8 protein-coding genes are annotated in these 13,074 nt (G+C 70.6%); 1 reads left to right on the forward strand and 7 read right to left on the reverse strand.

Going from position 1 to position 13,074, the window contains the following annotated elements:
* Window positions 1-160: 160 nt before the first annotated feature.
* Window positions 161-1,576: a proline--tRNA ligase gene (proS, locus tag ACIQRL_RS29485; protein ID WP_401337215.1), complete on the reverse strand. Its 1,416-nt coding sequence runs from the start codon at window positions 1,574-1,576 to the stop codon at window positions 161-163.
* 201 nt (window positions 1,577-1,777) lie between these two features.
* Between proS and ACIQRL_RS29490 the strand changes: the two genes are divergently transcribed.
* Window positions 1,778-2,635 (forward strand): SAM-dependent methyltransferase, encoded by an 858-nt coding sequence (locus tag ACIQRL_RS29490; RefSeq protein WP_401337217.1) that lies wholly within the window; start codon window positions 1,778-1,780, stop codon window positions 2,633-2,635.
* A 154-nt stretch (window positions 2,636-2,789) separates the two neighbouring features.
* Here the strand turns inward: ACIQRL_RS29490 and ftsH are convergent, their stop codons facing one another.
* The 6 genes from ftsH to ACIQRL_RS29520 form a co-directional block, all read right to left on the reverse strand.
* The gene (gene ftsH, locus ACIQRL_RS29495) at window positions 2,790-4,724 is read right to left on the reverse strand and encodes an ATP-dependent zinc metalloprotease FtsH (protein WP_401337218.1); all 1,935 of its coding nucleotides are present in this window, start codon (window positions 4,722-4,724) and stop codon (window positions 2,790-2,792) included.
* A 147-nt stretch (window positions 4,725-4,871) separates the two neighbouring features.
* Window positions 4,872-6,425, reverse strand: coding sequence for a signal recognition particle protein (ffh, locus tag ACIQRL_RS29500; protein ID WP_401337219.1), 1,554 nt, complete (start codon window positions 6,423-6,425; stop codon window positions 4,872-4,874).
* 231 nt (window positions 6,426-6,656) lie between these two features.
* Window positions 6,657-9,113 (reverse strand): [protein-PII] uridylyltransferase, encoded by a 2,457-nt coding sequence (locus ACIQRL_RS29505; RefSeq protein ID WP_401337221.1) that lies wholly within the window; start codon window positions 9,111-9,113, stop codon window positions 6,657-6,659.
* Between the two features lie 38 nt (window positions 9,114-9,151).
* On the reverse strand, window positions 9,152-9,490 hold the full coding sequence (locus ACIQRL_RS29510; RefSeq protein ID WP_261708276.1) for a P-II family nitrogen regulator: 339 nt from the start codon (window positions 9,488-9,490) through the stop codon (window positions 9,152-9,154).
* A complete protein-coding gene (locus ACIQRL_RS29515; protein ID WP_401337223.1) occupies window positions 9,487-10,824 on the reverse strand; it encodes an ammonium transporter in 1,338 nt (445 codons plus the stop codon). The genes ACIQRL_RS29510 and ACIQRL_RS29515 overlap by 4 nt, the downstream gene beginning before the upstream one ends.
* A 436-nt stretch (window positions 10,825-11,260) precedes the next feature.
* Window positions 11,261-12,736, reverse strand: coding sequence for a hypothetical protein (locus ACIQRL_RS29520; RefSeq protein WP_401337225.1), 1,476 nt, complete (start codon window positions 12,734-12,736; stop codon window positions 11,261-11,263).
* Between the last annotated feature and the right edge of the window lie 338 nt (window positions 12,737-13,074).

A 13,074-nucleotide genomic window follows, 5' to 3' on the forward strand; every position in this document is an offset into this window, starting at 1 on the left:
TGACGAGGGCGGGTGCGCTGATCTGCGGAGAAGCATCCCAGCTCATACCAAGGCGGTACGTACGCACACGTACGCCCCGGCGCGTAGACGGAATCCGCACGCCGGGGCACCTGTGGTCGGCAGATGCGCAAGAGGTGTTTCGGCCGCCCTCGCGTCCCACTCAGTAGGCGCGGGCGACGACGGCGACGTTACCGGGTGTGTCCTCGGCGTCCGGCACCGACCCGTCCTCGGCGACCAGACACCGTACGGTCACCGCGTGCTCGGCGAGCCGGGCCTCGCCCTCTTCGCCGAGGTCGGCCCAGGGAATGCGCGCCCAGCCGCCCGCGACGGCGGCCTCCACGGCCGCGTCGACCGTCGACACGTCCGACGTACGGGACTCGCGGCGCTCACGCGACTGCCTCAGGAGCAGCGCCTGGTCCTCTTCGAGGAGTCCGGGGAGCAGGGCCGCCAGCGCGTCGAGGGCCACGGGCTCCTTGCCGCCGGGGATCCGGCGGACCAGCATCGCCGTGCCGTTCTCCAGGTCACGGGGGCCGACCTCGACGCGTACGGGGACGCCCTTGAGCTCCCAGTCGACGGCGCGGCGCCCGAAGGGGGTGTCCGTACGGTCGTCGACCTGGACCTTTACACCCGCCGCCTTCAGCCGGTCGCCGATTTCGCGGACCTTGGCCAGAACCGCCTCGTCCCCCTTGATCGCGAGGACGACGACCTGTACTGGAGCGAGCCGGGGCGGCACCCGCAACCCACTGTCATCGCCGTGCGACATGATCAGGCCACCCACCATGCGGGTCGAGGACCCCCAGGAGGTCTGCCAGACGAGCTCCTGCTTCCCGTCCTTGGACAGGTACCGGGTGTTGAACGCCTTCGCGAAGTTCTGCCCCAGCTCGTGGCTGGTGCCCATCTGGAGTGCCTTGCCGTCACCCATCATGGCTTCGAGGGTGAGGGTGTTGATGGCGCCCGCGAACCGCTCGCTCGCCGTCTTCCGGCCAAGGACGACATCGATGCCGAGGACGTCGGTCATGAAGTCGGCGTACACCTCCTTGTGGATGTGCGCCGCGTAGTCGCGGGCGTCCTCGTAGGTGGCGTGCGCGGTGTGCCCCTCCTGCCAGAGGAATTCGGTCGTCCGCAGGAACACCCGCGGGCGCATCTCCCAACGGACCACGTTCGCCCACTGGTTGATCAGCAGCGGCAGATCGCGGTAGCTCTGCACCCACTTGGAGAAGTACTCGTTGATGATCGTCTCGGAGGTGGGGCGGACGACGACCGGCTCCTCCAGCTCCTTGCCGCCGCCGTGCGTGACGACCGCGAGTTCGGGCGCGAAGCCCTCGACGTGCTCCGCCTCCCGCGTCAGGTAGGACTGCGGGATGAACAGCGGGAAGTACGCGTTCTGGGCACCCGCTTCCTTGATGCGGGCGTCCATCTCCTGCTGCATCCGCTCCCACAGCCCGTACCCGTACGGCCGGATGACCATGGTCCCGCGCACCGGCCCGTTGTCGGCGAGCTCGGCCTTGTTGATCAAGTCCTGGTACCAGCGCGGGAAGTCGTCCGCCTGGGGCGTGAGAACGGGTGCCTTTGCCATGCGGGTGATGGTACGGGCCCACGTTGCCGGTATGTGAATTCTCGCGCCCTTTGCGGCCGGGGCACAAACGGGGCCCCGCAAACCCTGGACGGCACGTCGAGCGGGGAGTTACCTGACATACGGGGGGAGTGCGGGCCTCGTGCGCGGGGGCGGAGGACAAGGGGGCCCGGCGGCAACTCTCGGCGGATTGGGGCACTTTCGATGACACCTACGCTCGTGCGGCAGCACCTTCCTCATGCGGGCCCATCGCCCCGCGCGGACCGGGGTGCACGCGCGCGTGACTGGGCCGAGATCCAGGAGCGGATGCTGGTACCGCTCTACGAGGCCGTCCACGAGCGACTCGAAGTGGGCGGCGGGACACGGCTGCTCGGGCTCGGCTGCGGGACGGGGCTCGCCCTGTTGATGGCGGCCTCCCGCGGGGCCGCGGTCACGGGTGTCGACTCCTCGTCACCCGAACGGCTGGCCCTCGCACGGGAACGTCTTCTGCCGCAGGAACGGGACACGCGCCCGCGCGCCGAAATCCGGCTGGTGTCCGGGGCTCCCGGGGACGCGGCCGTCGCGGGAGAGCCGGCGTACAACCTGGTGACGGCGTTCGAGCCGATCGGCTGCGCGGCCGGCGACTCCGAAGGGCTCGGTTCGCTCCTCGCGGCGGCGGCGCCGCTGACCGGCCGGGGCACTCCCGTGGTGCTGGTCGGGTGGGGGCCGCCGGAGCGGTGCAGCACCTCGGCCGTGCTGCGGGTCGCCACCAAGCTGGCCGATCCCCTGCGTGGCGCGGCGAGCTGGCGTGCCGCCCGCCGGGACGACCTGGAGGAGGTCGCCGAGCGGGCCGGGCTGCGACCGGACGGCTCGGGGCGGGTGGCCTGCCCGTTCGGCTACGCCGATGTGGACAGCGCCGTACGCGGGCTGCTCTCCACGGGCCTCTTCGACGCCGCGGTCGACGCCACCGATCAGGCCCAGGTCGACAAGGAAGTGGCCGAGGCGCTCCATCCTCATCTGCGGCGGGACGGGACCGTCTGGATGCCGAACGTGTTCCGGTATCTGATCGCCCGTACGGTCTGAGGACGGCCGAGGACGGCCGAGGACGCACCGCCGAAGACTTGCTGCTGGAAACGCGCTGCCGGAGACGGGCTGCTCGCCGCCGAGACGGACTGTCGCGGACGGCCGGTCGGAGACGGACCGCTGAGGACGACCCGCCGAGGCCGGTCCCGGGGGTTCACACCTCCTTCGGTGTCCGGGGCACCCCGGCGATCCGGTACGCCTCCGCCTCCTCCAGCGTCTCGTTCGCGAGGAGCGCCTCGGCCAGGGCGTCCAGTTGTCCTCGGTGCTCGCGGAGTTTCCGGCAGGCCTCCTCGTAGCACTCGTCGACGATGCGGCGCATCTCGTGGTCGATCGAGTCGAGGGTGCCGGGGGCCGCCGCGAGGCCGTAGGCCTGCTGGGCGTCGTTGGGCAGCGCGGACAGCCTGCCCACCCGTTCGCTCATGCCCCAGCGGGCCACCATGCCGCGGGCGAGGTTCGTGACCTGTTCCAGGTCGTTCTCCGAGCCCGTGGTGATGACGTCGTAGACGACGTGCTCGGCGGCCATGCCGCCGAGGGCGCCGATGATCCGGCCGCGCAGATACTCCTCGGTGTACGCGTACCGGTCCGCGTCCGGCGTGGAGAGCGTGACGCCGAGGGCTCGGCCGCGCGGGACGATGGTGATCTTGCGGACCGGGTCGGCGCCGGGCCGCAGCATTCCGAGGAGGGCGTGGCCGCTCTCGTGGTACGCGGTGCGGCGGCGTTCCTCGTAGGGCATGACCAGGGAGCGTTCGGCGCCGAGTTGGACCTTCTCCAGCGCTTCGGAGAGGTCGCCCTGCGTCACCTCCTCCTGCTTGCGCTTGACCGCCAGGAGGGCCGCCTCGTTGGCGAGGTTCGCGAGGTCGGCGCCGGTCATGCCCGGGGTCGAACGGGCCACCTGGGTCAGGTCCACGCCGGGGGCGAGCGGGATGTCGCGGGTGTGGATCTCCAGGATCGCCTCACGGCCGCCGCGGTCGGGGGGCGAGACGGTGACGACGCGGTCGAAGCGGCCGGGGCGGGTGAGCGCCGCGTCCAGGATGTCCGCGCGGTTGGTCGCGGCGATGACGATGACGCCCTCCGAACCGGAGAAGCCGTCCATCTCGGTGAGGATCTGGTTCAGCGTCTGCTCGCGCTCGTCGTGGCCGCCCATGGCGGAGCCGCCCGACCGCGACCGTCCGATGGTGTCGATCTCGTCGATGAAGATGATGGACGGGGCCACCTTGCGGGCCTCGGCGAACAGTTCGCGCACGCGCGAGGCGCCGACACCCACGATCATCTCGATGAACTCGGAGGCGGAGGCGGAGAAGAACGGGACACCCGCCTCCCCCGCGACCGCCCGCGCGAGCAGCGTCTTCCCGGTGCCGGGCGGGCCCGCCAGCAGCACACCGCGCGGCATCTTCGCGCCCATCCTGCGGTACGCGTCGGGGTTCTTGAGGAAGTCCACGACATCGTTGAGCTCGCCGGCGACCTCGTCGATGCCGGCCACGTCCGCGAACGTCGTGCGTTTGCCGCCGGGCACGAGTTCGACCGGCTTCGGAGGCGTCTTGCGGCCGAGCATGCCGCCGGCGCCGCCCATGCCGGAGCCCATCCGCCGGGCGATGAAGATCCACAGGACGACGAGCAGGATCATCGGGGCGAGCGAGATCAGCAGATTGAAGAGGACGCTGCGTTCCTGGACCACCGGCGAGGCGGTCACCGTGACGTCGTGCGTCTGCAGGTTCTCCCAGAGCTTGTCGTCCGCGAAGGCCGGGCGCTGGGTCTTGAACTTGGTGTACTTCCCGCCGCCGTCGGGCTTCTCCTGGGAGTTCTTGAGCTGCCCCTGGATCGCGTCGCCCTTGGAGTAGATCTTGGAGACGTTGCCGTCGCTCACCTGCCTGCTGAACTCCGTGTACGAGATCGTCGGCTCGTTGCCCTGGTTGTAGAAGGACAGCACCAGGTTGGCGATCAGGAACACGATGAGCGCGGCCAGGGCCAGGCTCCACCAGCCGCCGGGCAGCTTTCGCCGGCCGCCCGGCGGCGGGGTCGGCTCGGGCGGCGTGCCCTCGGTACGCCACGGCTGATCAGGAGCCTTGCGCGGCGGCACGGCATTGCTCATAAGGGGACGTTACGTCAGATGGCGGACACCGGCACCCGCACCCATGCCACTGGGGGCGCCCCTCGCGGTGAGAGGCGCCCCCAGTGGGCGTCACGAACGGCGCTCCCGTACGGGACGGGAGGCCGGTACGGCAGGTCGGTCGGCAGGTCAGCCCATGAACTTCTTGAACTCGTCCGGCAGCTCGAAGTCGTCCTGGGCACCCTGCTGCGGGAGGCCGAAGGCGTTGCCGCCCTGCGCGCCGGCCTCGCGGCGAGCGGCCTCCTCTTCCTCCTGGAGCTTGCGCTTCATCGGGTTGCCGGAGCGCTGCTTGCCCTTGGCCTGCTTCTGCTTCTTCTTGGCGCGGCCGGGGCCGCCGCCCATGCCCGGCATCCCGGGCATGCCCGGCATCCCGCCGCCCTGGGCCATGCGGGACATCATCTTGCGGGCCTCGAAGAAGCGCTCGACCAGGCCCTTGACCGCGCTGACCTCGACGCCGGAGCCCTTGGCGATACGGGCACGGCGCGAGCCGTTGATGATCGTCGGCTCCTGGCGCTCGGCCGGGGTCATCGACTTGATGATGGCGGCCGTACGGTCGACGTCGCGCTCGTCCAGGTTGTTGATCTGGTCCTTGATCTGGCCCATGCCCGGGAGCATGCCGAGCAGCTTGCTGATGCTGCCCATCTTGCGGACCTGCTCCATCTGGGACAGGAAGTCGTCCAGGGTGAAGTCCTGGCCCTTCTTCGACGCCAGCTTGGAGGCCATCTTCTCGGCCTCTTCTTGGCTGAACGTCTTCTCCGCCTGCTCGATCAGGGTGAGCAGGTCACCCATGTCGAGGATGCGGGAGGCCATCCGGTCCGGGTGGAAGGCGTCGAAGTCGTCGAGCTTCTCGCCGTTCGACGCGAACATGATCGGCTTGCCGGTGACCGAGGCGATCGACAGGGCCGCACCACCGCGGGCGTCACCGTCGAGCTTGGAGAGCACCACGCCGTCGAAGCCGACACCGTCGCGGAAGGACTCCGCCGTGTTGACCGCGTCCTGGCCGATCATCGCGTCGACGACGAAGAGGATCTCGTCGGGGCTGACGGCGTCGCGGATGTCCGCGGCCTGCTGCATCAGCTCCTGGTCGATACCGAGGCGGCCGGCGGTGTCCACGATCACGATGTCGTGGACCTTGGTCCTCGCGAACTCCATGGAGTCCTTGGCGACCTTGACCGGATCGCCGACGCCGTTGCCCGGCTCGGGGGCGTAGACGGCGACGCCCGCGCGCTGGGCGACGACGCTGAGCTGGTTCACCGCGTTCGGGCGCTGGAGGTCGGCGGCGACGAGGAGTGGGGAGTGACCCTGGTCCTTGAGCCACTTGCCGAGCTTTCCGGCGAGCGTGGTCTTGCCCGCGCCCTGGAGGCCCGCGAGCATGATCACGGTGGGCGGGTTCTTGGCGAACCGGAGGCGGCGCGTCTCGCCACCGAGGATCGTGACGAGCTCGTCGTTCACGATCTTCAGGACCTGCTGGGCGGGGTTCAGAGCCTTGGAGACCTCGGAACCGAGCGCGCGTTCCTTGACGTTCTTGATGAACGTGCGGACGACCGGAAGGGCGACGTCCGCTTCGAGAAGCGCGATGCGGATTTCCCGGGCCGTGGCGTCGATGTCCGCCTCACTGAGGCGCCCCTTGCCGCGGAGGTTTTTGAACGTCGCGCTGAGGCGGTCGGAGAGGGTGTCGAACACGGTGGCTTCGGTCCTCGGAGTCGGGGGCGTTTTGGGCTGCCCTCCAGGGTATCCGGCCCGGCAAGCGAATCGTCCCCGCCCGCCGCATTCTGCGGGCGGGACGGAAGCGGCGGAGCCCCCACGGCCGCGAGGAGCGGGCCCGGAAACTCTCCCGGAGCGGCTTTCGCCGACCGGAGCAAGCCCGCGGCGCGGGGATCACCTGTCCGCTCACCGCGCAAATCGACCGCGGGGTCACCCCCGCAGCGTCTCCTCCAGGGCGCGCGCCAGTGAGGCCGCCTCCGTGCCCGGCAGCGGCGCCCCCTTCGTGCCGGTCACGTAGAAGGCGTCCACGGCGTTCGCGCCGAGGGTCGAGACATGCATGCTCCGCACCCGGACGTGCGCGTCCTCCAGGGCCCGCCCGATGCGGTGCAACAGGCCAGGGGCGTCGTGGGCGCGGACCTCTATGACCGTGGCGTGCCGTGAGGCGGCCGGGGCGACCGTCACGCGGGGCGGCGGCGCGATCGTTCCGCGGCGGCGCGGGTAGGCGGCGTCGCGTTCGGCGAGGCGCGCGGTGATGTCGAGGGAGCCGTCGAGGGCGCGGACGAGGTCGGCGCGCAGGCGGGCGGCCTGGGGCAGGGAGCCGTACTCGGCGGCGACCCGCCAGTTGAGCAGCAGGACCGAGCCCTCGACCCCGTCGGGCAGGTCCAGGGCGCGCAGCTCGGCGGTGCGGACGGTCAGCCGGTGCATGGCGAGGACGCCGGCCACCGAGGGGAGCACGCCGGGCTGGTCCGGGACGGCGATGAGGAGTTCCACCCCGAGCGGCTCCGGGTCCTCCGGGGAGGCGGCGTCGGCGTCGGTGTCGACCGGTTCCGTCTGCGCGCGCAGGGCCAGGACGGGCCCGCCGGTGCGGCACGCCTCGATCGCGAGCCGTTCCTGCTCGGCGGTCGGCGCGGCGGCCTCGGGCTCCTCGGGGGCGTCCCCGGCGAGGACGGCCGAGACCCTTTTGACCAGGTCGGTGACGAGGGAGCCGCGCCAGGAGGACCAGGCGGCGGGCCCGGTGGCCAGCGCGTCCGCCTCGGTGAGCGCGTGCAGCAGTTCCAGGGTGCCCTGCGATCCGACGGCCTCGGCGACCGAGCGGACGGTGGCCGGGTCCTCCAGGTCACGCCGGGTCGCGGTGTCGATGAGCAGCAGATGGTGCCGTACGAGGGTGGCGAGCACCGCCACGTCCGTGCGGTCGAAGCCGATGCGGGTGGCCACGTCGCGGGCGATGATCTCGCCGGCCACGGAGTGGTCGCCGGGCCAGCCCTTGCCGATGTCGTGCAGCAGGGAGGCGACGAGGAGGAGGTCGGGGCGGCCGACACGACGGGTCAGTTCGGAGGCCCGGACGGCCGTCTCGATGAGGTGCCGGTCGACGGTCCAGATGTGGACGGCGTTGCGCTGCGGCCGGCAGCGCACCCGCTCCCAGTCGGGCAGCAGCCGGGTGATCAGCCCTTCCGCCTCCAGTGCCTCCCAGACCTCGATGGTCGGGTGGCCCGAGCCGAGCAGCGTGACGAGTTGTTGGCGGGCCTCGGCGGGCCAGGGCGTGGGGAGGGGGCGCGTGGCGGCGGCCATGCGCCGCACGGCGTGCAGGGAGAGCGGGAGATCGGCCTGCGCGGCCGCGGCGGCCGCGCGGAGCGGGAGCACGGGGTCGCGTTCGGGACGCGCGGTGCGGGCCAGCCCCACCTCGCCGTCCTGTTCGACCACGCCCTCGGCGAGGGGGGACCGCTCGGCGGCCGGTTTGCCGCCGCCCAGCATCGCGCGCAGCCGCGGCCGTACGGCACGCGAGCGCAGTACGCGGCCCACCTCGCGCCAGGTGACGTCACTGGCGTACGACACGACGCGCGCGGCCTCGTAGACCTGGCGCAGCAGCGTGTCGGCGTCCAGCAGTCCGAGTTCGGCGGCGACCTGGTCCTGTTCCTGGAGGGCGAGGCGGTCGGTGGCGCGCCCGGTGGCGAGGTGCAGGGCGTCGCGGACGTCCAGGAGTCTGCGGCGGGCGTCGGAGAGGCCTTCGCGGGGTGCGTCGGCGAGCCAGGACGCGGCGACGGCGCGCAGCGCGGTGGCGTCGCGCAGTCCGCCGCGGGCTTCCTTCAGGTCCGGTTCGAGGAGGTACTGGAGTTCGCCCTGGCGTTCGGCGCGCTCCGCGCACAGCTCCTGGAGTTCGGGCAGCCGCTTGGGCGCCTGGTTGCGCCAGTCGGCGAGGACGGCCGTACGCAATCCGGCGGTGAGGCCGAGATCGCCCGCGAGATGGCGGGCGTCGAGGAGGCCGAGCTGGACCTTGAGGTCGTCGGCGGCCGTCTTGCGGGCCTCGGCCGGCGTACGGACCGAGTGGTCGAGGTCGAGGCCCAGGTCCCAGACGGGGTACCAGATGCGGTCGGCGAGGGCGGCGACGGCTCCTGAGTCGGCGCCGTCGTGCAGGAGGAGCAGGTCGAGGTCGCTGCGGGGGGAGAGCTCACCGCGGCCGTAGCCGCCGACGGCGACGAGGGAGACCCCGCGCAGGCCCTCGGATCCGGCGGCGAACAGGCCGGTCAGCCAGTCGTCCGTCAGTTCGGCGAGGGCGGCACGGCGCGGCGGCCCGGACCGCGCCCCCTCTTGGAGGAGGCGCAGCCGGGCCGCCGCATAGCCGCTGGGTCCCGAGTCCTCTGCTTCCACTCGTGTGTCCGTACTCGTCACCCAGCGACTCCTGTCTTTCTTCTGGCGGGCCGGTCCGGTCAGAGCGCGTCCGGGCCGCGCTCGCCGGTCCGGACCCGGACGGCCGTATCGACCGGGATGGACCACACCTTGCCGTCACCGATCTTGCCGGTACGGGCCGCCTTCACGACGATGTCGATGAGCTGTTCGGCGTCGTCGTCCTCGACCAGCACCTCTATGCGGATCTTGGGGACGAGGTCGACGGTGTACTCGGCACCGCGGTAGACCTCGGTGTGTCCCCGCTGCCGACCGTAGCCGCTCGCTTCGGTGACCGTCAGTCCGTGAACCCCGAAGGCCTGCAGGGCCTCCTTGATCTCGTCGAGCCGGTGAGGCTTCACGACGGCGGTGATGAGCTTCATGCGTCCACCTTCTTGGCATCCGCGTCGGCCGAGGCTGGCGCGGCGGTCCGTGCGGTGCCGCCACCGGCCCCGCTGAAGTCGTATGCGGTCTCGGCGTGCTGGGCCTGGTCGATGCCGGAGATCTCCTCGTCCTCGGTGACCCTCATGCCCATCGTCTTGTCGATGAGGAAGGCGAGGATGGCGGAGACGACCAGGGAGTAGCCGAGGACGGCGAAGACCGCGGCGCACTGCTTCCAGAACTGGGTCAGGCCGCCGCCGTAGAAGAGGCCCTCGGCCGTGGACTGGCCCTTGCCGCTGGCGAAGAAGCCGATCAGCAGGGAGCCGATGACACCGCCGACGAGGTGGACACCGACGACGTCCAGGGAGTCGTCGTAGCCGAACCGGTACTTCAGGCCCACGGCCATGGCGCACAGGACACCGGCGATGGCGCCGACGGCGATCGCGCCGAGCGGGGAGACACAGCCACCGGACGGGGTGATGGCGACCAGACCGGCGACCGCGCCGGAGGCGGCGCCCAGCGTGGTGAACGCGCCGTGCCGGATCTTCTCGTAGATGAGCCAGGCCAGCATGGCGGCCGCGGTGGCGACCTGCGTGTTGACGAACATCAGCGCGCCGACGCCGTCGTCGTTGCCGAGCCACGAGCCGGCGTTGAATCCGAACCAGCCGAACCACAGCAGACCGGAGCCGAGCATCACCAGCGGAAGGCTGTGCGGACGCATCGGGTCCTTCTTGAAGCCGACGCGCTTGCCGATGACCAGGATCACGCCGAGCGCCGCGGCGCCCGCGTTGATGTGGACCGCCGTACCACCGGCGAAGTCGATCACACCGAGGTCGAAGGCCCAGCCGCCGGTGCCCCACACCCAGTGGGCGACGGGGAAGTAGACGAGCGTGGCCCACAGCGTGATGAAGAGCGACCACGCCGTGAACTTCACCCGGTCGGCGAGCGCACCGCTTATGAGCGCGGGAGTGATGATGGCGAACATCATCTGGAAGACCATGAACACGAACACCGGGATGGTGTAGCCGGGCCAGAGCTGCGTCAGGCCGATGTCGCTCAGGCCGACCCAGTGCGAGTCCCAGCCGATGAACGATCCCTTGTCGGTGCCGAAGGCGAGCGAGAAGCCGTACAGCACCCACAGGATGGTGATGATCCCGATGCTGATGAAGCTCATCATCAGCATGTTGAGAGTGCTCTTGACGCGGACCATGCCTCCGTAGAAGAAGGCGAGTCCGGGCGTCATGATGAGCACCAGGGCGGAACAGATGAGCATGAACCCTGTGTTGGCGGCAGACAGCTTGGGTGCCTCTGCGGCAAGGGTGATGGCTGGTGCCATCGGCGTCTCCTCGTCGTTGGTACGGCCCCGTGCGGGCGAAGCCTGAGTGGTCGTGAGGGGTGGGCCGGTTATGCGCCATGAGATTGACGCAGCGCGGTTTCCGTGGAAGCCCCTCGATGTTTCGCACCAGTGACGAAGGCGCTCCGCGTGTTACGCATTCATGAACTGCCGGATTGCGGTCGAACCGATCGTTATCGTGACGCAATCTCCGGCAGGGCGCTCGCGGCCTCCTCGACGAGGACGGCGGCGCCCACCGTGCGCGCGATTCCCGCGGTGACCAGCCATGTCCGCGGGAGCGGGGCCGGCCGGGGCCGCATACAGCGGAACCGGCCACGGCTGGTCGTCCGATGACCTGGCATGGGGGAGCCGAGTCGGGCAGTTCGGGACGACCGGCCGCAGCCGGGGTACGGGGCGCGGCCGCCTGGGCGGCCGGGTGTCAGACCGCCTCGGCGGTCTCGGGCAGGTCGACGGCGAGCTGGTCGGTGAGGTCGATGACCTCGGCGAGGTCCCCGAAGTCGCGGACCGCGGCGTCGACCGTCTTTCGGATACGAGTGTTGACGCGCTCCGAGCGCACCTTCTTGCCGATCCTCAGCGCTTCCTTGGCCAGGACCGCACTCCGCTCGGGCTCGCGCTGCAGAAGGTGCACGGTGGCCATGCCGATGAGGTTGAGTGCGTACGAACGCTGGTGCTCGGAATCCTTGCCGAAACGGTCGACCGCCTGCTGCATCAGGGGCTCGGCCATGGAGGCGTACGTGGGGCTGCGCCCGGCGACATAGGCGAGATCACGGTAGGAGTGCGAGTTCTCGCCGTACAGCTCGGCCTGGGAGAAGAAGCGGATCCAGTCGGGGTCCGGGTCGTCCCACTCGTGCACGTCGGCGAAGGTGTCCTCGGCCATCCGGACGGCTCGCTTGCACTTTCCGGGCTGGCCCATGTTGGCGTAGGCGCGGGCCTCCATCGCATACAGCATCGACTGGGTACGCGGGCTCGCGCAGTCGCGGCTGCCGTACTGCGCGAGATGGATCAGTTCCAGCGCGTCCTCGGGCCGCCCGAGGTGGATCATCTGGCGGCTCATGCTGGAGAGGATGTACGAGCCGAGCGGCTTGTCGCCGGCCTCCTTCGAGGCGTGCAGGGCGAGCACGAAGTACTTCTGCGCGGTGGGCTGGAGGCCCACGTCGTAGCTCATCCAGCCCGCCAGCTCGGCCAGTTCGGCCGCGACCTTGAACAGGCGCCTCTCGGTGGCGGCGGGCTGCGGTTCCTGGAGGAGGTCCGTCACCTCGTGCAACTGCCCGACGACCGCCTTGCGGCGCAGTCCGCCGCCGCACTGGGCGTCCCACTGACGGAACATCACGGTGGTGGACTCCAGGAGGTCCAGCTCCGGCTGGGAGAGCCGGCCGCCGCGGCGCGTCGAGGCCGGGGGTTCGCTCTCCTCGTACGACGCCATGGGCGTGGGGACGAGCCAGCGCTGCATGGGCTCGATGAGAGCCGGGCCCGCGGAGAGCGCCAGCGAGCTGCCGAGGAAGCCGCGCCGCGCCAACATCAGGTCGCTGCGCGAGTATTCACTGATCAGCGCGACGGTCTGGGGGCCTGTCCACGGCAGGTCGATGCCGGACACGGAGGGTGCCTGGTGGGCCGCGCGCAGACCGAGGTCCTCCACGGCGACGACGCAGCCGAACCGCTCGGAGAAGAGCTCCGACAGGATCCGCGGGATCGGCTCGCGCGGGTTCTCCCCGTCCAGCCAGCGACGCACCCGCGAGGTGTCCGTGGAGATGTGGTTGGCACCCAACTGCCGGGCCCGGCGGTTCACTTGACGCGCCAGCTCGCCCTTCGACCAGCCGCTGCGCACGAACCACGAGCCGAGCATGTCGTTGGGGCGCTTGTCAGCGTTCGTCCCGCCTCCGCCGTTGCCGCCCACTGGAACGCCCCCACTCCCCGAGACCACTTGCCGCCGCTCTGCGCCAAGCCCTATCAGAATGCCGGTAAATACCGCCGCGCGTCCGGCAGTTCTCACCCTTCGAACGGCAAACCGGCTTGCCCTTGGCATACCCACGAGTACAGACAACGCACAGGACTCGTGCACACAAAGTAATCCTACGATCACGCGCCCAGCCATGGCGATCCGTGAAACGCCACCATTCGCCACCCCTTCGAATGAACTCCGTTCACCCTGGCCGCGATTCACTTGACACAGAACACCAAGGGTGGGCGGAGAGGTGCACTCCAGGGCGCACGGAGCGGCACGCACTACCCCGC

It is taken from the genome of Streptomyces sp. NPDC091209, from assembly GCF_044757755.1.
Classification (GTDB): domain Bacteria; phylum Actinomycetota; class Actinomycetes; order Streptomycetales; family Streptomycetaceae; genus Streptomyces.

Excerpts from the sequence above, each read along its gene's own strand:
- proS (WP_401337215.1), bottom strand. The coding sequence starts at position 1,576 with ATGGCAAAGGCACCCGTTCTCACGCCCCAGGCGGACGACTTCCCGCGC.
- ACIQRL_RS29510 (WP_261708276.1), bottom strand. The coding sequence starts at position 9,490 with ATGAAGCTCATCACCGCCGTCGTGAAGCCTCACCGGCTCGACGAGATC.
- ftsH (WP_401337218.1), bottom strand. The coding sequence starts at position 4,724 with ATGAGCAATGCCGTGCCGCCGCGCAAGGCTCCTGATCAGCCGTGGCGT.
- ACIQRL_RS29490 (WP_401337217.1), top strand. The coding sequence starts at position 1,778 with ATGACACCTACGCTCGTGCGGCAGCACCTTCCTCATGCGGGCCCATCG.
- ACIQRL_RS29515 (WP_401337223.1), bottom strand. The coding sequence starts at position 10,824 with ATGGCACCAGCCATCACCCTTGCCGCAGAGGCACCCAAGCTGTCTGCC.